Below are 23,714 nucleotides of genomic sequence, written 5' to 3'. Positions count from 1 at the left end.
AGAAGGGGCCCTTCCTTACACCGCTGTCATGCGGTGAGGGAGCGGAGCGGGATCTCCGCCGTGCGCAGTTCCCGGACGAGGTCCCGCAGGAACGGGTGTTCGTCGGCGCTGAGACCGTCCGGGTTGGGGATGGTGAGGTACGCGGAACCGGCGGCGGTGGCCACCCGGACGTCCCCGGTGTGCCGGCCGACGACGGACCGGGCCCGGTCCAGCTCGGTGGCGGCGACCTCGATGGTGATCGGGCGCCACTCGCCGCCCAGGTTCTCCGGGGCGGGTGCCGCCGCGGCGGCGGCCCGGGCCGGCGGTACGGCCGGAGCCGTCGACCGGGCCTCGGGTGACGCCGTCGTACCCGTCGGCGTCAGCAGGGCGTTGGCGACCAGGTGCAGGCCGGACTCGTTGTACGCCCGGAACAGCGGGTTGAACGCGAACAGCACCGCCCGACCCGCGCCGGTCGGCTCGTCGACCAGGGCGACGGTGCCCTTGAGCGCGTCCGCGTGCACCGTGTAGCCGTTGAACCAGAACCGTTCGTCGGCCGGGTACGTCAGCACGTTCGTCCCGGTCGTGGACGGGCTGAGGATCGAGTCGCCGTTGTTGAACTCGAAGTCCTCGGCCGGCCGGCCCAGCCCGACCGGGCTGCTGTCGTCCACGTCGACCCGCAGGTGCGAGCCGATCATCCGGTAGTCGGCCGGCTTCGGCAGTTCCACGGTGGAGGTCAGCCCGGCGGCGCGGGCCATCCGGGTGCCCTGGTTGCGCAGCCCCAGGTAGGTGCCACCGGCCGACACCCAGGCCCGCAGGTTCGCCTGGCCGGTCGCGGTGAGCCCACCGGTGGCGTTGCTCCCGTCCGGCACCAGCAGCACGGTCCGGCCGGTGAAGGCCGCGGTGTTGTCGTTGATGTCGGCGGTGGTGACCGGCTTCAGGTCGAGTCCCCAGCGGTTGCCGAGGACGTACCGGGCCTCGCCGTGGGAGCCGGACGTGGTGGAGATGCCGGTGCCGGCGAAGAGGCCGACGTCGGGCAGGGCCAGCGAGGTGCCGGCCGGTGGGGTCCGACGGGCGGTCAGGGTGACGCCGAGTGACTCGGCGAGCCGGTCCCGGGCGCCGGTGAGTGCCGACGCGGGCAGGGTGACCACGCCGGTGCGCTGGTCGCGGCGCAGCGCGACGCCCTGGTTCAGCAGCGCGAAGGTCAGCTCGGCCGCCGCCGCCGAGTCCAGCGGGTACGCGTACGCGCCGTACCACGGGGCGGCGGAGGTGCGACCGCCCTCGATGTCCCGGACCCGCTGCGCCTTCGGCGAGAGCCGGTCACCGGTGTAGATGGTCTCGACGCCCATCAGCAGCGGGTTGCTCCAGGACGAGACGTCGTAGAAGTACGGGAACGGCACGTACGGGTCCTCGCCCAGGATCGCCTGGATCCAGTGCTTCTGCGGCTGCTCCATCGGGATCCAGTACGCCCCGGCCGGCACGGTGCGGTTCTTCGCGGAGCGCCCGCCGAAGATCTTCGCGTTCGGCACCCTGACCGGCTTCGTCAGCTCGTACACCTCGACGTCCATCCCGCGCAGCCGCTCGACCAGCCGCCGTACGTCGCCGAGCTGCCGGTCCGGCAGCAGGAAGTACGACCGGATCGTGACGTCGGGGACGGGGAACTGGACCTCGTTGGTCGGCTGGACCACCTCGTTCGGCTCCAGCGTGCCGGCCCGCCCCTCGGCGAGGGCGTCCTTCCAGATGTTGTAGTACCCGGAGAGGACCTCCCGCTTGTTGGCGGCGGCCCAGCCGAGGGTGGCCCACTGGGTGTTGAACTGCTGCTGCACCCGGTCCGGCACGGCGGACCCGCTGCCCTTCTCGTACGTCATCCCGGCGGCGCCGAAGCCGGTGGTCGGCACCGTGTCGCCGTATCCCATGAAGAACATGTCGTAGGTGTCGTAGTTGAAGTAGCACTCGCTGGTCACCGTGTCGGTGCAGGCGCCGTTGAAGCCGAAGCCGGCCGCGTTGGCGGCGCCGATCCGGTTGATCCAGTCGACCGTCTCGCCGGGGATCTCGTGGTGGATCGGGTCCGCGTTCGGCGGGAAGAAGTACTGGTCGCCGCCCATTTCGTGGGCGTCGACGAAGACCTGTGCCGGGTAGCGGCGGAGCAGCTCGACCTTGGCGTCGGTCTCCGGCTGGGTCCGGGCGAACCAGTCCCGGTTGAGGTCGAAGCCGTACTCGTTCTGCCGGCGGCTGGCGTCCCGGCCGTCCGGGTTCTGGGTCGGCACGATGATGGTGACCAGGTTGTCGTTGCGCTCGCGTACCCCGCAGGAGAGGCCGGCGGCCAGCTCGTAGAGGGTCTTCAGGGCGGCGTCGCCGCCGCTCTTCTCCCCGCCGTGCACGTTGCCGGTGACCCAGACGATCGCCGGGCTGTCGGCGGCGGTGCGGGCCGCCGTCCGGGCCGAGGTACGACGCGGGTCGCGCAGGTCGCGGATGTCCTCGGCGATCCGGCGCAGGCTGTCCGGGCGGACGTGCCGGGAGTCCGAGACGATCGCGTACGGCATCGACTGGCCGAGCACACTGTCGCCGAGGTTGCCGGTGACCACCCGGTCCGAGGCGGCGTCCACGGCGCCGAGGTAGGAGCGGATCTCGTCGTCGGTGACCACCCGTTCCTGGCCGACGCCGAGCGGGAAGCCGAGGTGCGCCTCCGGGCTCGGTACGCCGGTCAGCCGGGCGTTCGGGTCGGTGCTGCACCCCGGGGTGCCGTGCCCGGACGTGCCGACGGAGGCCGGGGTCGGCTCGGCCGGCCGGGCCGCGGCGGGCGTGGCCGGCAGCAGGGGCAGGGCGACCAGCAGCGCGGCCGCCGCGCCGCCGAGCCGTCGACCCACTACCGACTTCGGGGGATTTGTAGGGATCGTCGGGGAGAACTTCGGAACTGTCATCTGAAGTTCAGGTCCCTTCTGGGGGAATGGGGGTGAAAGTGGCTCGGAGCCTATGACCAGCGATTTCATCCGGTCAAGATCCCAAAGCGGGCAACCGGCCCCCGGTTGGTTACAAACCGGCCCAGCGGGCAAAACGCCGTCGGAGCAGTCACCACGAACCCAGCCCACAGTCACCACCAGGCCAGCACGGGCCTCGACAGATCCGGACCCGAAGTGACAGTCAGGCAGCAAACGGGCAGTAGATGGTCGGTGAGCCGGCGGATGACCACCTCGGCCCGGCGGCCGGGGGGCGACCCTCCGGACCGGTCGCCCGGCTGTGAAGATGCCGACCGTACGTGCACCGGGGAGGGGCCGCCGCGTAGGCTCAGCGCTTGTCGTCGCCCGCGCCGGCGGCCGACTCGCCGACCGAGCAGGCGCGACACAGAGGTGTACAAGGCCCACAATGTCCGACATCGGCGCTGTCCTGGCGGCGCCGACCTCCCGACCGCGACGCAACGTAGCGCCGCCAAGCGCGAGCGGAGAACACAGGCGTGACGATTCCGTACCCGAGCACTCAACCCCTGCCGGCGATCCCCGCGGTGATCCCGCCCTCCGGCGCCTCCCGCCCGCGACTGACCTTCCTCGGCACCGGCTACCTGGGCGCGACGTACGCGATCTGTTTCGCCGAGCTCGGCTACGAGGTGATCGGCTTCGACGTCGACGCCGAGAAGATCGCCAAGCTGGCCGGCGGTGACGTCCCGTTCCACGAGCCCGGTCTGGACGAGCTGCTCAAGCGCAACCTGGCCGCCGGCCGGCTGCGGTTCAGCACCGACATCGCCGAGACCGCCGAGTTCGGCGACGTGCACTTCATCTGCGTCGGCACCCCGCAGCGGGCCGACGGCATGGGCGCCGACCTGTCGTACGTCGAGGCGGCGGTCACCGGACTCTCCCAGCACCTCACCCGCAAGGCGCTGATCGTCGGCAAGTCCACCGTGCCGGTCGGCACCGCCGAGTGGATCGAGCAGTTGGTCGGCAAGCACGCCGAGGCCGACCTCGGCGTCGAGGTCGCCTGGAGCCCCGAGTTCCTGCAGGAGGGCTTCGCGGTCGAGGACGTGCTCCGGCCCAACCGGATCGTGGTCGGGGTCAAGAGCGAGTGGGCCAACGGCATGCTCTACTCCGCCCACAAGGGCGTCTTCGACCTGGCCGCCACCGAGGACCGGGAGGTCCCGCTGGTGGTCACCGACTTCGCCACCGCCGAGCTGGTGAAGGTGGCCGCGAACGCCTTCCTGGCCACCAAGATCTCGTTCATCAACGCGATGGCCGAGGTCTGCGAGGTGGCCGGCGGCGACGTCACCCAGCTCGCCCGGGCCATCGGCTACGACCCCCGGATCGGCAACCGGTTCCTGCAGGCCGGCGTCGGCTTCGGCGGCGGCTGCCTGCCCAAGGACATCCGGGCGTTCCAGGCCCGGGCCCAGGAACTCGGCGCCGGTGAGGCGCTGCGCTTCCTGCACGAGGTCGACCTGATCAACCTGCGCCGCCGCAGCCGGGTGCTGCAGCTCGCCGCCGAACTGCTCGGCCGCCGCTACGGCCCGGCCGGCCCCGACCTCTCCGGCACCCGGATCGCCGTGCTCGGCGCGACCTTCAAGCCGAACTCCGACGACGTCCGGGACGCCCCCTCGCTCGCCGTCGCCGCCGCGCTGAACAAGGCCGGTGCCGACGTGCACGTGTACGACCCGCAGGGCATGGAGAACGCCCGACGGGAGCGGCCCGAGCTGACGTACGAGCCCAGCATGAACGACGCGGTGCGCGGGGCCGACCTGGTCTGCGTACTGACCGAGTGGGCCGACTTCCGCAACGCCGACCCGGTCGTCCTCGGCGACCTGGTCACCGGCCGCCGCGTGGTGGACGGGCGCAACTGCCTCGACTCGGCACTGTGGACCCAGGCGGGCTGGGACTACCGGGGCATGGGCCGGCCGTAGCGACCGCCGACAGCGGCGGCCACCGATCCTGGTGACCGCCGACCCCCGCCGCCCGGGAGGGCGACGGACATAAATTCGACTCCGACTTGCCGGCCGTGGACCCCGCGTGGTCCACGGCCGGACTCTTAGGATCTCCTCAGGCGGGATTCGCACGCGAACGGGGGCTGTTCAACGCCGGCCCGGCTTGGGCATGCTTCGGAGAAGGTCCGGGACGCGGCCTCGGCCGGGGCTGGAGGGGGTGCCGTGAGTACGTACCAGTGCTCCTCGTGTGGCCGGGAGTTCGAAGCGGCACCACAGTGTCCACAGTGCGGGTCGGACCAGGAGCAGTGGTCCGAGGACCTGGCGCGGATCGAACGGTCCATCGCGGAGATGAAGATCCGCGAGTCGGCGATCGCCAAGGAACAGAAGACGATCGCCTCCCAGATGCAGGCCGCCCTCTTCCAGCGCGACATCCTCACCCACGCCGCCCAGCAACGACGTAAACAGAGCGCCAAGCCGCGCCGGGTACTGCGCCGACGGGCGGACCGCCGCCCACCGACCGCGGCCCCCGGATCCGCACCACCCCGGGTGCCCCGGCAGCCGACCAGCGGCACCGACCGGACCGTACCCCCGCCGCCACCACCGCCGCCGCCCGGCGCGGAGCCGACCTGGGACCCGGGCCCGGGCGCCCGACCCGAGGCCAGCACCCGCGAGGTGCAGAACATCCTGCTCGGGCTCGGTGCCCTGGTGCTCGGCGTGGCGGCGGTGGCCTTCGCCGCCGTGGCGATCAGCTCGCTCGACGACTTCAGCCGGGTCGCGATCATGGTGCTGGCGACCGCGCTGATGCTGATCGCCCCGCCCCGGATCGCCGGACGCGGCCTCACCGCCACCGCGGAGACCATCGCGGCGGTCGGCCTGCTGCTGGTGCCCCTGGTCGGGTACGCCCTCTGGACCGTCGACCGGTTCGGCGAGAGCGGCCTGCCCGGTTCCCTCTTCGCCGGACTGGCCTTCCTGTTCACCGCCGGTGTCGCCACCGCGTACGCCCGGGCGACCGAACTCGCCGCCCCCCGGTACGCGGCGGTGCTCGCCGTCCAGCCGATCCTGCCGCTGGCCGCCTACGACTGGGTCGCCGGCCCCACCGGCTGGGCCGTGGTGCTGACCGCGGTCGCCCTCGGCAACCTCTATCTCAGCCAACTCTTCACCGAGGACGGACGGCTGACCGGGAGCGCCCGTCTCCCGTTCGGCGGGGGCCGGTCGACCGACCTGCTCCGGCCGACCGGCAACTTCGATCCAGCGGACCTGCCGGCACGGCGTCCGGCCAACGTCGACCCGACCGACCGGCGCACCGCCGATCCCGACCTGGCCGACGAGGACGAGGACGACGACGAGGACGACGACGGGCGGGTCGGTGCCGCCGAACGCGTCCGGGTCCGGGACCGGGTCGGACCGCACCGGAGCCCGGACCGGCCCGAGACGTTCCCGGAGGAGGCCGACGCCGTACTCGGTCCGGGCCTGAGCGCCGACGCGTCCGGCGGTCGGGGCGCCGGCCCGAACGGACGCGCCCGTACCACCCCCTGGGTCCGCGAACTGGCCTGGACCCTGCACGGCGTCGCTCTCGCGGTGGCCATCACCTTCGCCACCAGCGCCCTGCTGACCGCGGACACCGTACCGGCCGCCACCCGGGCCGCCGTGGCGCTGCTGCTCGCCGCCACCGCCGTACTGGCCGGCACGCTGACCCTGCGTCGGCCACCACTGCCGGCCGTCGGGGCCGCCGTGCTGACGCTGGCGGTGATCGGTGCCGCCGGCCGGGTCGCCGCCGTCGCCCTGCCCGGCCAGGCACTCGTCGTGATCGCCGCCGTCATCGTGGCGACCGGCGTCGGCGTACGGCTGGTACCGGAGGCGGCCCGACGTGGACCGCAACTCGCCTCGGCCGCCGCCCTGGTGGTGATCGGCATCGTGGTGGCCGGTGGCGCGCTGCGGGCGGCACTCGCCCCGATCCGGGCCGCACTGCCGGTCTGGGCCGCCGACCTCAACGCGTACCCGGCCGAACTGGCCGCCGGGGTCACCGCGACGACCTGGCAGCTCGCCACCACCGCGTTCCTGCTCACCATCGCCGCCGTACTCGCCTCCCCGGCCGAGGTACGACGCGAGTTCGCGGTGGTCGGCGCCGCGCTGACCGCCCTGGCCGCACCGGCCTCGTACGGGCTGAACTGGGTGGCCGCCCCGTGGCCGCCGGTGCTGGTCGCGATCGGCATCGGAGCGGCCGGACTGACCGCGCAGACCCGACGGGCCGCCGCCGTACACGCCGGCGCCGCCGCCCTGGTCGGGCTCGCCGGCGCGGCCATGTCGGTGACCCGGCCCGGCCTCACCGCCGCCGTACTGTCCGCGCTGGCCCTCGCCGGGACGCTGGTCGCGGTCGCACCCACCTTCCGCACCGCACAGCTCGGCCGGGCCGCCGGTCTGGTCGGCGACTGGGCCGCCGGTGGCGCCGCGTTCGCCTTCCCGGGCGCGGTGGCGGCGTTCGTCGCGGCGACGGTGCCGATGGACCCGACCCCGACCCCGCTCTCGGTCCGCCACGCCACCGAGCCGGTGCTCGCCGCCAGCTTCCTGGCCGTCTGCGCGGTGCTCTGCTACGCGGCGGTCACCCAGGTGGCGCAGCGACGGATCAGCGTGCCGCTCGCCATCGGCACCGGTCTGGGCGCGCTCGGGGTCACCGCGGCGGCCTTCGGTGCCCCCGGTGCGACCCTGCCGGACGCCTGGGTCGGCGGCCTGCTCCTGGTCAGCGCGGCGCTGCTGGTGCTCGCCCCGTCGATCGACGCCGGCCGGCGGGCCGACCGCCTGCTCGACGGCTCCGACATCGCCGCCGCCGCGGCCACCGCCGCGCTGGTCGGCACCCTGGCCCGGATCGCCGGCATCCTCGGCGACGGCGCCGAACTGGCCGCCGCCGCGTTCGTCATCCTGGTGGTGGCCGCCGGCATCCGGGCCATGCCGGCGCAGTGGCGGCGCGGACCGATCCTCGGCATGGCGTTCTGCGGCGGGGTGATCGCGCTGATCGCCGGCTGGACGGCGCTCGCCGGTGGCCTGCAGGCACTGGCCACGCCCGGCCGGCTCTGGGCCGCCGACCTCGCCGACTGGCCGGTGGACGGCACCGGCACCGGCTGGCAGGCCCCGGTCGCCCTGGTACTGCTCGCCGGGGCCGCCGCGATCGCGCTGCCGCGCCCCTGGGCGTACGACGTCGCCGCCGCCTGTGTCGGACTCGCCACCATCGGCACCCCGGCCGCCCTCGGCCTGCCGTGGTGGTCCCCGATCATCGTCGGCGGGGCGGTCGCCACCATCTACGGGGTCAGCGCCGTCGTCGCCGCCGACCCCCGGGCCGGGCTGGCCCGGGCGACGGTCGCCGGGGTGGTCGCGTTGCACGCCGTGGGTGCGAGCCTGGTCCGGCCGTGGACCACGGCGGCCGCGCTCGGGATGATCGTGCTGATCGGCGTGGTCGTCGCCACCCTGGCCCGGCTGGTCGGCGGACTCGCCGGCCCGGCCGACGACACCGGGCCGTTGACCATGCCGCCGCAGATCGCCCAGATCGCCGGCTTCGCCGCCGGCGGCGCGCTGCTCGCCCTCCCCGGGGCGCTGGCCTCGTTCTGCGCCGCCCTCGAACGGCCGGCCGAGGTGGTGGTGCTGGCCACCCTCGGCGGGGCGAGTCTCGGCGTGGCCGTGGTGGCACTGGTCCGCGAACAGGTGCCGCAGTACCTGCCGTACGCCACCGTGGGCATCGTCGGCGGCGCCACCTCGGCAGCACTCGCGGCGCTCCTCACCCAGCTGCACTGGGGCGTCTACGCCGCCGCGGCCGTCCTGCTCGGTGTCCTCGTCGAACTCGTCCGGGCGGTCACCCCGGCCCCGACCCCGCTGCGGGAACCGATCCGGCGCTGGTCGGTGATGCTCGGCGGGGCGCTGCGTCGACTGCCCGAGCCGCACCCGGCCGGCCGCTGGTCGGTCAGTCCGGCCGTCGGGGCGATGGCCGCCGCGGTACTGCCGACCGTACTCGCGGTGGCGGCACTCGCCCCGGCGCTGGTGGCGGCGCTGATCGAGCCGTACCAGACCCTGCGGGACATCTGGGGTGGTCCGCCGCCGGGCCTCGCCGGGCCGCAGGCCGGGGCGGGCAACGACGGGAACGTACTGGCCGCGCTGCTGTTGACCATCTCGGCCGGGTTGGCCGCCACCGGGTTCAGCGGCGGACGGCCGTCCCGGGCCGTACCGGTGGTGCTGCCCGGCGCCGCGATCACCCTGCTGATCGCCCCGATCTCGCTCGGCATGGGCTGGCCGCACAGCACCATGGCCGCGCTCGCCGTCTTCACCCTCGCGATGCTCGGACTCGCCCTGACCCCGCCGCCACCGGACGCCGAACGGGCCCGGTCGCTGCGACTCACCCGGGTGCTGGTGTTCGTCATCGGGCTCGCCGCCGGCGGCGCCGGGCTGGCCGGGGCCCTGGCCACCCGAGAACTCACCCTCTTCACCCTGGGCGCCGCGGTCGCGGTCGGCGCGGTCGGCGCGCTCGGCGGCCGGACCCAGTACGCCCGCATCCTCGGCTGGCTCTTCGCCTCGGTGATGGCGCAGACCTTCGTCTTCACCCTCGGACTGGTCCTCGGGCTCGCCCCCGAGTGGTCCGCGTTCGGGGTGCTCGCCGTCGGCGCGGTCCTGGTGCTGGCCTCGTCGACACTGCCCCGGCTGCGTCGTCCCGAGGCGACCCGCGAGGCGGCCACGGTGGAGTGGAGCGGCCACGCGGCCGCGCTCATCGCGGCCGCGCTGGCGTACGACTCGCCCCGGCACATCGCCGCGCTGCTGGCCGCCTGGGGCGCGGTGCTCGGGATGGCCGCGACCCGGCCCTACCGGCGTACGGCCGAACGTCGCACCCTGTTCTGGTCGGCGGTGGGCTGCGAGATCGTCGCCTGGTGGCTGCTGATGGCGCTGGCCGACGTCGCCCTGCCGGAGGCGTACACCCTGCCCTTCGCACTGCTGGCGCTGCTGGTCGGACTGCTGGAACTGCGGCACCGCGCCGACCTGAGCAGCTGGTACGCGTACGGGCCGGCGCTGGTGGCGGCGTTCCTGCCCACCCTGGTGATCCTGATGGCCGGTGACGACAGTCCACTGCGTCAGGTACTGCTGCTGTTCGGCGGGGTGGCGACGCTGATCTTCGGCTCGTACCGGCAGCAGCAGGCGCCGGTGATCATCGGGGCGTTGGTGACCGCGCTCGCCGCCCTGCGCGCGCTGTTCAGCTTCGGGCCGTGGCTGGTGCTGATCCCGGTCGGCCTGCTGCTGTTGGCGTTCGGGGCGAGCAACGAGAACCGGCGTCGTACCCAGGACCGGCTCCGGGCCGTCCGTACCATGCGTTGACCCGCGACGGTCCGCTCCGGCGGAGTCCGGAGGGGCCGGGCGCGGGCGCCGACCAGCTGACCCCGACGGGAAGTGTTAGAAAGGGGCCCCTGTACAACGGAAAGCGATAACAGGGGGCCCTTCCTTACAGCGTGGCGTGCAGCGCGGCTTCCTTCTCCGCGACGAGCTTCTCCAGCTGCGCCTGGTACGCCGACATCCGGTCGCGCAGTGCGACGTCGGTGGCGGCGAGGATCCGGACGGCGAGCAGGCCGGCGTTGCGGCCGTTGCCGATCGAGACCGTGGCGACCGGGATGCCGGCCGGCATCTGCACGATGGAGAGCAGCGAGTCCATCCCGTCCAGGTGCTTCAGCGGCACGGGTACGCCGACCACCGGCAGCGGGGTGACCGAGGCGACCATGCCGGGCAGGGCGGCGGCGCCACCGGCACCGGCGATGATCACCTGGATGCCCCGGTCGGCGGCCGTCTGACCGTACTCGATCATCTTGACCGGGGTACGGTGCGCCGAGACGACCCGCACCTCGTAGCCGACGCCGAACTCGTCGAGCGCCTCGGCGGCCTTGCCCATGGTCGGCCAGTCCGAGTCGCTGCCCATGATCACACCGACCCGGGGCGCCGCCCCGCCGACGCCACTCACGCGTGTCCCTCCCGCAGCCACCAGGCCGCCCGGGCGGCCCGCTCGCGTACCTTCTCCAGGTCGTCACCGAGCACCGTGACGTGCCCGATCTTCCGGCCGGGCCGGGTCTGCTTGCCGTAGAGGTGGACCTTGACGCCGGGGTCCTCGGCGAACAGGTGGTGCAGCCGCTCGTCGATGGACATGCCGCCGTCCGGGCCGCCGAGCACGTTCGCCATCACCACCACCGGGGCGGTCAGCGCGGTGTCGCCCATCGGGTAGTCCAGGACCGCCCGCAGGTGCTGCTCGAACTGGGAGGTCCGGGCCCCCTCGATGGTCCAGTGCCCGGAGTTGTGCGGGCGCATCGCCAGCTCGTTGACGACCAGGGCCGGCTCGCCGTCCGCGCCGGTCACCTCGAACAGCTCGACCGCGAGCAGACCGACCACGCCGAGCGAGGTGGCCAGGTCGATGCCGAGCTGCTGGGCCCGGACCGCGACCTCCTCGGCGAGCCGGGGCGCGGGGGCGAGCACCTCGACACAGATCCCGTCCCGCTGCACCGTCTCCACCACCGGGTACGCGGCCACCTGCCCGAACGGCGACCGGGCCACCTGCACGGCCAGCTCCCGGCGCAGGGCGACCCGCTCCTCGGCGATCAACGGCGTACCGGCGGCGCGCAGGGTACCGACCAGCTCGGTCGCCTCGGCCGGGTCGGTGACGACCCAGACGCCCCGGCCGTCGTAGCCGCCCCGGGCCGCCTTCAGAATGACCGGCCAGCCGATCTCGTTGCCGAAATCGACCAGGTCGTCCGGTTCCGTCACCGGACGCCACCGTGGCACCGGAGCGCCCAGCTCGGCCAGCCGCTCCCGCATCACCCGCTTGTCCTGGGCGTGCAGCAGCGCGTCGGCCGGTGGGTAGACCGTCACCCCGGCCTCGGCGAGTGCCCGGACGTGCTCGGTCGGCACGTGCTCGTGGTCGAAGGTGACCACGTCACAGCCGTCGGCGAAGTCCCGCAGCGCGGTGAGGTCGGTGTGCTGGCCGATCCGGACGTCGGCGGCGACCAGCGCGGCACCGTCCTCGGGGCTGAGCGCGAGGACACGGACCGACTGGCCGAGAGCGATCGCGGCCTGGTGGGTCATCCGGGCCAGCTGGCCTCCACCCACCATGCCGACAACGGGCAGACCCGTGCGGGAATCCATAGCGCGCGCAAGCCTAGCCGCTGACCGGCCGGAGCTGCGACAGCAGGTCTTCGGGGTCGGTCACCGGGCGGTCGCAGACGAAGCCCCGGCAGACGTACGCGGTGGACTGTCCGTCCCGCAGCGGCCGGTCCGCGAGCAGCGGCACCCCGGGCTGGTCGGGCCGGCCGGCGACCACCACCGCCCCGGGCGGGGCGTGCCGGTGGGCGACCGCGAGCAGCGGATCCCCGGCCGGCGCGTCGGTGACCACCGCGATCTCGTACGGCCCGGAGAGCAGCGCCTCCCCCGCCGCCGCCGCGTAGCCGGTGAACCGGGCGTGCCGGGCGATGATCGGGGCGAGTGTGCCCAGGGCGGTCTCGGCGGCCTCCCGGTAGCGGGACCGGCCGGTCAGTGCGGTGTACGTCACCAGCGCCGCGCACAACGCCGACAGCCCGGACGGGGTGGCGTTGTCGGTCGGGTCGGCCGGCCGGCTGATCAGCTGTTCGGCGTCGTCGGCGGTGTCGTAGAAGCCGCCCTGCCCGGTACCGAACCGGGCCAGCGCGGTGTCCAGCAGCTCACCGGCGAGCTGCAGCCAGCGGCCCTGCCCGGTCAACTGGTGTACGGCGCAGAACGCCTCGGCCACCGCACCGTGGTCCTCCAGCACCCCGGACGGCTCGCCGACCTGGCCGTCCCGGGAGACCCGGCGCAGCCGCCCGTCGACGATGTGCCGGTCGGCCAGCACCTCGGCGATGCCGACCGCCGCGGCGGTGGCGACCGGGTCGGCGGTGAGGGTGGCGTACTCGACCAGGGCGGTGACCGCGAGGCCGTTCCAGGCGGCGACGATCTTGTCGTCCCGGGCCGGCTGGGGACGCCGGTCCCGGGCGGCACGCAGCCGGGCCCGTACCCGCCGCCACCGCTCCCGCAGCTCCTGGTCGGCGTCGTCGATGTCCCGGGCCAGCCGCAGCACGCTGGTGCCGTGCTCGAAACTGCCGGCCTCGGTGACGCCGAAGAGGTCGGCGGCCCAGGCACCGTCGTCGGGGCCGAGCGCGTCGACGAGCTGCCCCGGGGTCCAGGCGTAGGTGGCGCCCTCCACCCCCTCGGTGTCCGCGTCCAGCGCCGAGGCGAGCCCGCCGGCCGGCGTGCCCAGGTCGTCGAGGAGGAACGCGGCCGTCTCGGCGGCGACCCGGCCGGCCAGTTCGTCCCCGGTCAGCCGCCAGAGCTGGGTGTAGACCCGCAGCAGCTGCGCGTTGTCGTAGAGCATCTTCTCGAAGTGCGGCACCGTCCAGTGCCCGTCCACGGAGTAGCGGGCGAAGCCGCCGGCGAGCTGGTCGTAAATGCCGCCCCGGGCCATCGCCTCGCAGGTGTGCCGGACGATCTCCAGGTCCCGGGCGGAGCCGGTGCGCTGGTGGTGGCGGAGCAGGAAGAGCAGATTCATCTGCGGCGGGAACTTGGGCGCGCCGCCGAAGCCGCCGTTCGTCTCGTCGTACTCCCGGGCGAGCTGGTCGGCGGCGGCGTCGAGCAGGTCGGCGGTGAGCGGGCTGCTCGACCCGCCGATCGCCTGGGCTCCGCCGATCGCCTCCACCACGGCGGCACCCTGACCCAGTACGTCCGCCCGCCGCTCGGTCCAGGCCGTGGTGACCGACTGGAGCAGCTGGACGAAGTGGGCCTTCGGGAAGTACGTGCCGCAGAAGAACGGGGTGCCGTCCGGGGCGGCGAAGACCGTCATCGGCCAGCCGCCCTGGCCGGTCATCGCCTGGGTGGCGGTCATGTAGACGGCGTCGACGTCCGGCCGTTCCTCCCGGTCCACCTTGATCGACACGAAGTTGTCGTTGAGCAGCCGGGCGACCGCCTCGTCCTCGAACGACTCGTGCGCCATCACGTGGCACCAGTGGCAGGCGGCGTATCCGACCGAGATCAGCACCGGTACGTCCCGCCGCGCCGCCTCGGCGAACGCCTCGGGGGACCAGGGCCACCAGTCGACCGGATTGTCCTTGTGCTGGAGCAGGTACGGGCTGGTCGCGTCGGCCAGTCGAGTCACCCGATGACCATAACCGCTCGGGACGGAGGCCGCTCTTCGTACCGACGCCGCCGCACCGGACCGGGATGCCCCGACTGCCGTCGGCCTGCCGGTCCACCGGTCTGTGGGTCCGTCAGGTCCCCGGTCTGCCGGCGGATCCGTCCGCCGGTCCGCCGGTCCGCCGGTCCGCCGGTCCGCCGGGCGAGTCTGCAGCCTCGCCCGGTCGTCTCCGGTGACCGGAACCTCATCTGACGGTCTCCGGCGACCGGAACCTCACCCGGTGGTCCCGGCTCAGCCGGCCAGGTGACGCTCGGCGTAGACCTTCATCGCGTCGCGGATGAAAACCGCCGTACCCGCACCGTGCTGGTCGTAGTTCGCCGTGAACCTCGGGTCCGCGACGTACATCTCGGCCAGGTTGAGGAAGTAATCCCGGTGCACGGGGTTACCGGACAGCGACAGCCACTCGTGGTGGCGCTGGGTGATCGCCTGGACCTCGTCGCCGTCCACCGGCGCACCGGCGGCGTGGGCCCGACCGAAGTCGGCGGCGATGTCGAGCTGCCGTTGCATGAAGTCCTGCTTCTCGGCCTCACCCAACGAGCGCCACCACCGGTCACTCCGCTGGTACGCCTCGCGGCCCCACCGCTCGGTCACCTCCGCCTCGTACCGGGTGTGGTCGAAACCCTCGAACACTTCGTCTGCCATGATTTGTTCACCTCCTTCCAGTTTGCGCAATGTGGTACGTACCGACGTGATCTGTCGACCGATCCGTTCCCGCTCCCGTTCGAGCAGGCGCAGATGGGTCCGGAGCGCCACGGCACCGTCCCGCTGCCCGTCCAGTACCCGGGCGATCTCGGCGAGCCCGAGCCCCAGCTCCCGCAGCAGCAGGATCCGCTGCAGCCGGAGCAGCCCGGTCTCGTCGTAGTAGCGGTAGCCGTTGCGCCCGACCCGGCTCGGCTCCAGCAGCCCGACCTGGTCGTAGTGACGCAGGGTACGGCTGGTGGTGCCGGCCGACTGGGCGAGCTCCTGGATCGACCATTCCACCGTCACGCGCTCCCCGATCTCGTCGTACCAGGAAACGGTAGAAGTTGACGCAGCGGCAGAGTCAAGTCGATACGCGGAACCCGGGCCGGTCGGACGACCCGGACCCGCTGAACCGGGTCACCAGGTGGCGGGCAGGTCCTGGCAGAGGCTCCGGGGGAACTCCGGCCGCCGCGCCAACACGTCCCCGCAGCCCGGATCCTGGGTCCGTGTCACGGTCCGCCAGCCACCCTCCTGCCAGTGCAGGAAGTAGCGGTGCACCGACGGCGGCGCCTCGCAACCGGGCCGGCCACCCGCCCCGCAGACCGTACTGTTGGTGTCCAGGGTCAGCACCAGCCAGGCGCCGTCGCACCGTTCCGTGTTCCGGGCGCTGTTGCGGGGGACGTCCAGCCCCTGCACGGCGGCGATGACCCAGGTCGGGTCGCAGTGGTCGGCCGGCGGGGTACAGCCGACAGTGGAGTCGCAGCGGCGGTACGCCGCCCCCTGACGCGCCCACGCTTCGTAGTTGAGCACCACCAGCCGGTCGCCGATCGGTTTCGGCGCGCGCAGCCGTACCTCCCCGGTCACCCGGCTCGGGCAGCCGCCCGTCATCCCGGAACGGGCCGAGTCAACCACGACGTTCGCGTGGATCCGGTCGGGCTGCCGGTCCGGGCCCGGCTCCTCCGTGTAGTAGGTGATCCGTGGGTCGCGGGCACACTCCGGGTGCCCGGCCGGCAGGTCGACGTCGAGCAGCAGGGTGCGCGGGTCCGGACCGGGACGTACCGCGGTCACGTCGGCCTGGATGGTGGACCAGGTCGGCGGTCCGGAGGGGGTGGCCGGCGGTGCCACCACACCCCGGCTGCCGCCCGCCCGGGTCAACGCCGTGCTGCCCAGACTGGACGCCGTCGTCGGGTCGCCGTCCGTTGTCGCCTCGCCGACGACGAGTACGGCCAGTAGGAAGTCCCCGGCGTGGCCGAGGTAGTACGCGCTGGACCTTGCACCGTCCTGGTAGTCGCGCAGCACCAGTAGACCGGCGCTGTCCACGGCGAGCACCTTCCAGCGTTCGTCGGCGGTCGGCCGCGCACACCGGTCCAGCTCGTCCCGCAGTCGCGTCAGCGCCGCCTCGGCCGCCCCGGCCGGGTACCGCGCCACGTACTCGTAGACGTGGTACCGGCCGACGGCGGCGTTGATGGTCCGCTCCGCCGTCGGCCCGGCCGGCGCCGGGATCGCCCCCGCCGCTGACCGGGTGGACGACGGTGTGGACGCCGACGGAGCCGTGGCCGTCGCCCCTTCCGAACCGGTTGGCGACGGACCGGCCGCGGACGGACCAGTCGAAGACGGACCGGCCGCGGACGGACCGGTGGGAGACGGACCGGTGGGAGACGGCGTCGTGCAGGGTTGGGGTGGCAGCGGGTGCGCGGCGCCCGGTCCCCCGTCGGTGATGCGCGCGCCGTCGCCCAGGTCGGCCTCGGTGAGCAGCACCTCGTCCGGGATCGCCGTCGTACCGACGCCGGACGGACGGGCACAGCCTGTCAAAGTCATGGCCACCACCAGCACCGCCGTCAGCACCACACCCGATCGCCGCATCGGCACAGTCTGCCGATCCACGGCCGGTCCCGCGTGAGTCGGGGTACTCAGCGGAGGTTCCGGTGCGCGGTCGCAGGACCCGGCACCGGGCCGGGACATCCGCTCGTGCAGGGCCCGGTGGCGGTGGGGCGGGACTACGAGGCGCCGTCGGCGCGCAACGGCAGGATCCGGGCCTGGGCCGAGTCGAGCAGCGAACGAAGCACCGCGACGATCTTGTCTGACGGCATCGGCCGGAAGAAGTGGTAACCCTGGGCCGCCGTACAACCGAGCTCGGCGAGGGCGGCCCGCTGGTCGGCGGTCTCCACGCCCTCGGCCACCACCCGCAGACCCAGGTAGCGGGCGAGGTCGACGGTGGTACGGACGATCGCCGCCGCCTCCGGTGACTCCGCCATCTTCATCACGAACGACCGGTCGACCTTGAGTTCGTCCACCGAGATCCGGGTCAGGAAGGTCAGCGACGAGAAGCCGGTGCCGAAGTCGTCGACCGCGAGTTGCACGCCCATCTGGCGCAGCGCGGAGAGCACCTCGTCGATGACCTCCAGCTCGCTCATCACCACGGTCTCGGTGATCTCCAGTACCAACCGGTGCGCGGGCACCTGGTGCCGGCGCAGCGACTCGGCCACCTCGGCCGGCAGTCGGGGATCGAGCAGACTGCGGGCCGAGAGGTTGATCGAGATCGGTACGTCGAGCCCGTGCCGCGCCCAGTCCGCCGCCACCGCCAGGGCCTTGTCCACGACGTACCGGGTGAAGGCGCCGAGCAGTTCGCTGCCCTCGATGGCCCGGACGAACTCGGCCGGGTTCAGTCGACCCCTGCGGGGGTGCCGCCACCGGATCAGCGCCTCGACCCCGGTCGGCTCGCCGGTGGCCAGGTCGACGGCGGGTTGCAGGGCCAGGACGAGCTGGTCGTCGACACCGAGTGCCTCGCGCAGTTCGGCGAGCAGCGCGAGTTTGTCGGTGCTCGCCGCGTCCCGTGCGCTGTCGTACGACGCCACGCTGCCGCCACCCTGCTTCGCCTGGTACATCGCAATGTCGGCACGGCGCAGCAGCTCGGTCATGTCGGCGGTACCCGCCCCCGCGACCACCACTCCGACCGACACCTCGACCGACATCCGGACCCCGGCGACCTCGATCGGGGCGGCGAGCTGTTCGACGATCTCCCGGGCCCGGCGCAGCACCTGCGGCGTCGGTGAGCGGTCACCGCTGGTCGCCCCGCTCAACACCGCCGGAGACGGGATCAGCAACGCGAACTCGTCACCGCCGAGGCGGCCGAGCAGTTCGCCGGGGCGGGTCAGCACGTCCAGCCGTTCCGCCGTCGCCTGCAGCAGCTCGTCGCCGGCCGCGTGCCCGAGGGTGTCGTTGACCTCTTTGAAGTGGTTGATGTCGAGCAGCAGCAGCGCCACCGGGTGATCGTGGGCCAGCTGGTGCAGGGCGAGGTCGCCCCGGCTCAACACCGCCGCCCGGTTGGCCAGGTTGGTCACCGGGTCGTGCACGGCCTCGTACGACGACCGGGCCGTCACGACCCGCAGCTCCTGATGGGTCACCGCGTCGTGCAGCGCGGACGCCAGCGCGTCGCCGAAGGTGGAGAGGGCGTCCTGGTCCCGCCGCGTCGGCGGTCCCGACCGGGGGAACCGCACCCGCAGCTCGCCCACCTGGACCGTCCCCACCACCAGCGAACGGGCCAGCTCCTGGTCGTACCGGCCGGCCGGCGCTCCCTGGTCGGCGACCGCCCCGGCGGTGGACGCCGCTCGCCGCAGCGGCGGCGCCGGATCGAGCCTCCCGGTCGTGGTCTCCCCGTCAGTGCCCGCGCCGGTGTCCTCCAACCGGGCCGGACCGATCCAGCCGCCGTGCTGACGGGGTTCCGGCCACTCCCCCTCGGACAGTTCACGGTGGACCACCGGCGTTCCGGGCCCGCCGGTGTAGCGCCGCCAGCGGCCGTCGGCACGCCGGACGTCCAGCTCGACCCACTCCGCGCCGAGGATCGCCAGCGGGCCGGTCACCCCGGCGGTCGCCACGGCGTGCTCGTCGAGCTGGTTGAGGGTGCCGGCGGCCTCGGCGAGCGCCTGCCAGGTCCGCCGCTCGTCGCCGGCCCTGAGGTGCTGGCTGTACAACTGCTGCAGCAGCCAGAGCACGCCCGGCAGGAACAGCAGCCAGCGGGGGTCGAGTTCGATGACCGCCACCACGGCGAGTCCGATCAGGACGTTGCCGACGAACATCAGCAGCTTGCCCCGCAGGGCGCGGAGCAGTACCGGGCCGGGGCGGCACCCGTGCCGCAGCGCGAGGGTCAGCGCGGCGAGCCCGGCGGTCACCAGCAGGTAGGTCAGTGCGCCGACGACCAGGGTACCGGCGAGCGGGGGCGTCAGGCCGGCGCCGAACGGGCTCGCCAGCGTCGTGGTGACCAGCGTGGCGAGGGCGATGGCGGCGGTCAGCGAGGCGGTGGTGTGCAGCACGTCGAGCACGGAACGGCGATCCGCGACGATCGACAGGAGGGTCCAGGCCACGCCCACCCCGGCCAGGGTGGCGGCCGGCAGCCACCCGGGCGGAACGAGATAGAGGCCGATGATCAGGGCCGCCTCGCCCCAGGAGACGTTGACAACTCCGTCGGCGACCCGGAAACGCAGTCGCAACAACTGGGCGGTGCCGAGGACGGCGGCGGCGATGCCGAACCGGGTCAACGGGCTGACCGGGTCGTCCGTCGGCAGGGTGGCGGGAAGGGTCAGGCCGAGCACGGCCGCGGCCAGGGCGGCGGTCAGGACGGCGAGGGTGAACGCGAGCCGGCGTCGGGAGACGATGCCGAGCGCGGCGAGGATCTGCCCACCCCGCCGGGCGGTGGTCACGGATCCCCGCCGTTCGCCGTACGTCGTCGCGCGCCGAGCCGTCGACCGGGGTGTCGGCCGGGCATGGAGACGGAGCCCGCCAGCACAGTACGCCGGGCGTCGGGTCTGATGATCATCGGCGCCCCCTTCCGCGCACGGTGCGGGGACTTTTGGTCCCCCGGCGGAAGGCTAAGCCAATCCGATTGAGCGCAACAGGGGGCGCCGGGTCGGATTAGCATGAATCATGTGGCGCTGTGACTCTCTCCGCCCTGGTCAGAGTCATTGGGAGCGCTTCCACGAGATTCCTCCGCATCGACCGTTCCGCTGGCGGCGGAGGCCGCCGGGACAACGTCCCGGCGGTCTGCGGTCGGCTCCGACCCGGGCCCGCCATCGGGCGTCCCGTCGGTCGACTGGTGCGGGAAACGGTCGGGCAGCCGGCGCAGCCGGGCGTTCATGTTGCGGATCAGCAGCACCGTGGCGATCGCCAGCACGACGATCAGGAACAGACCCATCGGCCCGGCCAGGCCGCCGGTCCGGGTGTCCCCGAAGTTGTTCTCCGCGAGCACCTGCGCAGCGGTCATCATGACGGGAATCCTCCGATGTACGAACTGCCCCCCACCGTACGCCTGCCCCGGCTCACCGGGCGTTCGCGGTCTCGCGGATGCCGGCGAACAGGTCCGACTCGGGCAGCGGGCTGTCGACGGTCGAGCGGGCCAGCTCGAAGTCCTCCGTCGGCCAGGCGCGCTTCTGCAGCTCCATCGGCACCTGGAACCAGAAGCCGTCGGGGTCGATCTGGGTGGCGTGGGCCCGCAACGCGTCGTCCCGGACCGGGAAGTAGTCGGCGCACTCGACCCGGGTGGTGATCCGCGGGCCCTTGTCCGGCCGGTCCTCCCAGCGCTCCAGCCACTCCAGGTACGGCGACTCGGCGCCGCTGGCGAGCACCGCCTCGTGCAGCGCGATGATCTTGGCCTTGGAGAAGCCGATGTCGTAGTAGAGCTTCAACGGCTGCCACGGCGCGCCGAGCTCCGGATAGCGCCCGGGGTCGCCCGCCGCGTCGAACGCCGCCACGCTGATCTTGTGACACATGATGTGGTCCGGGTGCGGGTAGCCACCCTCCTCGTCGTACGTGGTCACCACGTGCGGCCGGAACTCCCGCATCAGCCGGACCAACGGCGCGGCGGCGACCTCGACGTCCTGCAGCGCGAAGCAGCCCTCCGGCAGCGGCGGCAGCGGGTCACCCTCGGGCAGCCCGGAGTCGACAAAACCCAGCCATGCCTGGTCGATGCCGAGGATGGCCCGGGCGGCGTCCATCTCCGCCCGACGGATCTCGGCGATGTTCGCCCAGACGTCCGGTCGGTCCATCTTCGGATTCAGGACGCTGCCACGCTCGCCCCCCGTACAGGTGACGACGAGGACCTGTACGCCTTCGGCGACGTACCTGGCCATGGTCGCCGCGCCCTTGCTCGACTCGTCGTCGGGGTGGGCGTGCACGGCCATCAGCCGTAGCTGCTCTGTCAACTCCGGTGCTCCCTCGTCGTACCTGGCCGGACCCGTGCTGGTCCGGTAGTGCCGGCCCCGATCGTGCCGGCGTGGTGGTGCTGGTCCGGTTGTGCCGGTCCGGTCGTGCCCCGTGGTGAACCCGCCCGGTGCCCCGTGGTGGACCTGCCGTGCCCGGCCGGGCCTTCGGCTGAGAAGATGGGCCTACCCATTCTTGCCGATCCCACCGACATCATTCTCAGGAGATCACCACCGGTGTCCGAGACGCCCACCACATCACCAACCGTCGCCCCGGTCTTCCCACCCGGACGGTACGGGCACCGGCGCGCGGCGCGACGGCGGCGTCCCTGGGTCGCGGCACTGCTGGTGGTCGTGCTGCTCGGGGTGATGGTAGCGGTCTCGTTCCGGCTGTACCGCCAGTACGGCGACCCCAACTACGACGCCCAGGTGATCACCTACACCCAGATCACCGAGTCGCAGGTGATGATCGACTTCCGGGTGACCGTCCCGGAGGGCGGTACGGCGATCTGCGTTCTGCGGGCCAGGGCCAAGACCGGCGTCGAGGTCGGACGCGAGGAGGTACGGGTCGCCGCGGCACCGGGCGAACGTCACCTGACCACCCGGCACCTGCTCGCCACCACCGCCCGGCCGATCATCGGAGAGGTGCTCCGCTGCCGGCCCGGCGACTGAACCGCCGCCCCACGCCGAGCCCGGACTGACCGGGCCGGGACCGGAACGACCGGGCCGACGGTTCCCGACTCAGCGGGTCGGGAACGGAACCACCGGCCGGACAGTTCCGGACCGACGGGCGAAAGCGGGAACGAGTTGGCACACCGCCCCGTCGAAGCCCTTCGAGGCCATTCCCGCCCAGGCCGGGGCATGATCCGCAGCACCGCCGCCCCCGGACGCCGTACGGCGATAAATGACCTGGCGTCCGGTGTGTAGTGCACTGGTAACTTGGTAATTCGTCCCTGTCCGCCGCACGACTACCCGAGGAGATCGTCTGTGTCCACGACCGACCGCGCGGCAGCCACCTGGCTGTCCCAGGAGGCCTACGACCGGCTGCAGGCGGAGCTCAACGAGCTGATCGCCGCTCGGCCGGCCATCGCCGCAGAGATCAACGCCCGGCGCGAAGAGGGTGACCTCAGGGAAAACGGCGGATACCACGCCGCCCGGGAGGAGCAGGGCAAGCAGGAGTTCCGGATCCGCCAGCTCCAGGAGCTGCTCCGGACCGCCCAGGTGGGCGAGGCGCCGGCCGCGGACGTGGTGGGGCCGGGCTGCGTCGTCACGATCCACTTCGACGACGACACCGACGACACCGAGACCTTCCTGCTCGGGTCCCGGGAGATCGCCGCGACCACCGACCTGACCGTGTACAGCCCGGAGTCGGCTCTCGGCAAGTCCATCCTCGGCGCCCGCCCGGGGCAGACGGTCCACTACACCGCGCCCAGCGGCGCCGAGATCAAGGTCACCGTGGTCCGGTTCGAGCCGTTCGGCCGCTGACCACCCCGACGATCCCGTCCGACCGCCCAGCCGGGCTCACCCCGGCTGGGCGACGTCGATCTGGTAGCCGCTGCCCCGCAGGGCGCTGATCAGACGGTCGGAGTGCTCGGCGCCCCGGGTCTCCACCGAGAGCGCCACCTCCACCTCGCCGAGCCGCAGGTGCGGGTTCTGCCGCTGGTGCACCACGTCGACCACGTTGCCCCGGTACTCGGCGATCAACCCGAGCAGCGAGGCCAACTGCCCGGGCCGGTCCGAGCAGCGCACGGTGATCCGCAGGAACCGGCCGGCCGAGGCCAGCCCGTGCTCGATCACCCGCAGCATCAGCAGCGGGTCGATGTTGCCGCCGGAGAGCACCGCCACCACCGGCGGTTCGACCGGCACGACGCCGGCCATCAGCGCCGCCACGGCGGCGGCTCCCGCCGGCTCCACCACCTGCTTGCCCCGTTCCAGCAGCATCAACAGGGCCCGCGAGATGTCCTCGTCCGAGACCGTCACGACGTCGTCGACCAGCTTGCTCACGTGCGCGAAGGTGATCTCGCCGGGTCGACCGACCGCGATGCCGTCGGCGATCGTCGCGAACGACGGCAGCCGTACCGGCGCTCCGGCCAGCAGGGAGGGCGGGAACGCGGCGGCCCCGGCCGCCTGCACCCCGATCACCCGCACCTCCGGACGCAGTGCCTTCGCCGCGACCGCGATACCGGAAACCAGCCCGCCGCCGCCGACCCCGGCCACGATCGTGCGTACCTCGGGGCACTGCTCCAGGATCTCCAGCGCCACCGTGCCCTGGCCGGCGATCACGTCCGGGTGGTCGAAGGGGTGGATGAACACCGCCCCGGTCCGTTCCGCGAAGTCCTGCGCCGCGACCAGCGACTCGTCGACGGTGTTGCCGACGAGTTCGACCTGGGCGCCGTACCCCTTGGTGGCCGCCACCTTCGGCAGCGGCGCGCCCACCGGCATGAAGACCGTCGCGGCGGCGCCGAGCAGCCCGGCGGCCAGCGCGACCCCCTGGGCGTGGTTGCCGGCGCTCGCCGCGACCACGCCCCGGTCCCGCTCCGCCGCGCTGAGCCGGGCGATCCGGACGTACGCCCCGCGGACCTTGTACGACCCGGCCCGCTGCACGTGCTCACCTTTGAGCCAGACCGGGCCGCCGAGCGCCGCGGACAGCGGCCTGGAGGGCTCCAGCGGAGTGGTCCGGATCACGTCGGCGAGCAGCTCGCGTGCGGCGGTTACCTCGGCGAGTCCGACCAGCTCCGTCATGTCCCCGATCGTCGCATCA

General features: G+C 73.1%; 14 protein-coding genes. 4 read left to right on the top strand and 10 right to left on the bottom strand.

Features of this window, described 5'->3' with window-relative positions; all coding sequences use genetic code 11:
• Positions 1-26: 26 nt before the first annotated feature.
• Positions 27-2,897 carry a M14 family zinc carboxypeptidase gene (locus V1633_RS03715; protein WP_331212720.1) on the bottom strand — a complete coding sequence of 957 codons (2,871 nt, stop codon included), beginning with the start codon at positions 2,895-2,897 and terminating at the stop codon, positions 27-29.
• Between the two features lie 530 nt (positions 2,898-3,427).
• On the opposite strand from V1633_RS03715, the gene V1633_RS03710 reads away from it, so the two are divergent.
• Positions 3,428-4,855 (top strand): UDP-glucose dehydrogenase family protein, encoded by a 1,428-nt coding sequence (locus V1633_RS03710; protein WP_331212719.1) that lies wholly within the window; start codon positions 3,428-3,430, stop codon positions 4,853-4,855.
• Positions 4,856-5,098: 243 nt separating this feature from the next.
• The gene (locus V1633_RS03705; protein ID WP_331212718.1) at positions 5,099-10,222 is read left to right on the top strand and encodes a zinc ribbon domain-containing protein; all 5,124 of its coding nucleotides are present in this window, start codon (positions 5,099-5,101) and stop codon (positions 10,220-10,222) included.
• Between the two features lie 124 nt (positions 10,223-10,346).
• Here V1633_RS03705 and purE read toward each other — a convergent pair whose 3' ends face one another.
• From purE to mca, 8 genes are all read right to left on the bottom strand, one after another.
• On the bottom strand, positions 10,347-10,856 hold the full coding sequence (gene purE / locus V1633_RS03700; RefSeq protein ID WP_331212717.1) for a 5-(carboxyamino)imidazole ribonucleotide mutase: 510 nt from the start codon (positions 10,854-10,856) through the stop codon (positions 10,347-10,349).
• Complete coding sequence (locus tag V1633_RS03695; RefSeq protein WP_331212716.1) at positions 10,853-12,028, bottom strand: 5-(carboxyamino)imidazole ribonucleotide synthase; 1,176 nt, start codon at positions 12,026-12,028, stop codon at positions 10,853-10,855. The genes purE and V1633_RS03695 overlap by 4 nt, the downstream gene beginning before the upstream one ends.
• Positions 12,029-12,041: 13 nt before the next feature.
• On the bottom strand, positions 12,042-14,042 hold the full coding sequence (locus tag V1633_RS03690; protein ID WP_331212715.1) for a thioredoxin domain-containing protein: 2,001 nt from the start codon (positions 14,040-14,042) through the stop codon (positions 12,042-12,044).
• 270 nt (positions 14,043-14,312) lie between these two features.
• A complete protein-coding gene (locus V1633_RS03685; RefSeq protein ID WP_331212714.1) occupies positions 14,313-15,062 on the bottom strand; it encodes a MerR family transcriptional regulator in 750 nt (249 codons plus the stop codon).
• 117 nt (positions 15,063-15,179) lie between these two features.
• The gene (locus V1633_RS03680) at positions 15,180-16,625 is read right to left on the bottom strand and encodes an RAD23 family protein (RefSeq protein ID WP_331212712.1); all 1,446 of its coding nucleotides are present in this window, start codon (positions 16,623-16,625) and stop codon (positions 15,180-15,182) included.
• A gap of 134 nt (positions 16,626-16,759) precedes the next feature.
• Entirely contained in the window at positions 16,760-19,363 is a 2,604-nt protein-coding gene (locus V1633_RS03675; protein WP_407951967.1) for a putative bifunctional diguanylate cyclase/phosphodiesterase, read from the bottom strand.
• Between the two features lie 317 nt (positions 19,364-19,680).
• On the bottom strand, positions 19,681-20,022 hold the full coding sequence (locus V1633_RS03670; RefSeq protein WP_331212710.1) for a hypothetical protein: 342 nt from the start codon (positions 20,020-20,022) through the stop codon (positions 19,681-19,683).
• Between the two features lie 52 nt (positions 20,023-20,074).
• The gene (mca, locus tag V1633_RS03665) at positions 20,075-20,956 is read right to left on the bottom strand and encodes a mycothiol conjugate amidase Mca (protein WP_331212709.1); all 882 of its coding nucleotides are present in this window, start codon (positions 20,954-20,956) and stop codon (positions 20,075-20,077) included.
• Between the two features lie 234 nt (positions 20,957-21,190).
• On the opposite strand from mca, the gene V1633_RS03660 reads away from it, so the two are divergent.
• Together V1633_RS03660 and greA are read left to right on the top strand one after the other, a co-directional pair.
• Positions 21,191-21,625 carry a DUF4307 domain-containing protein gene (locus tag V1633_RS03660; RefSeq protein WP_331212708.1) on the top strand — a complete coding sequence of 145 codons (435 nt, stop codon included), beginning with the start codon at positions 21,191-21,193 and terminating at the stop codon, positions 21,623-21,625.
• A 315-nt stretch (positions 21,626-21,940) separates the two neighbouring features.
• Positions 21,941-22,438: a transcription elongation factor GreA gene (gene greA, locus V1633_RS03655; protein WP_331212707.1), complete on the top strand. Its 498-nt coding sequence runs from the start codon at positions 21,941-21,943 to the stop codon at positions 22,436-22,438.
• Between the two features lie 36 nt (positions 22,439-22,474).
• Here the strand turns inward: greA and ilvA are convergent, their stop codons facing one another.
• Positions 22,475-23,695: a threonine ammonia-lyase gene (gene ilvA / locus V1633_RS03650; protein WP_331212706.1), complete on the bottom strand. Its 1,221-nt coding sequence runs from the start codon at positions 23,693-23,695 to the stop codon at positions 22,475-22,477.
• Between the last annotated feature and the right edge of the window lie 19 nt (positions 23,696-23,714).

It is taken from the genome of Plantactinospora sonchi (assembly GCF_036422035.1).
GTDB classification, from domain to species: Bacteria; Actinomycetota; Actinomycetes; order Mycobacteriales; family Micromonosporaceae; genus Plantactinospora; species Plantactinospora sonchi.
Note: the sequence above shows the minus strand (reverse complement) of the source record. Positions and strands in the feature narration are given on the sequence as shown.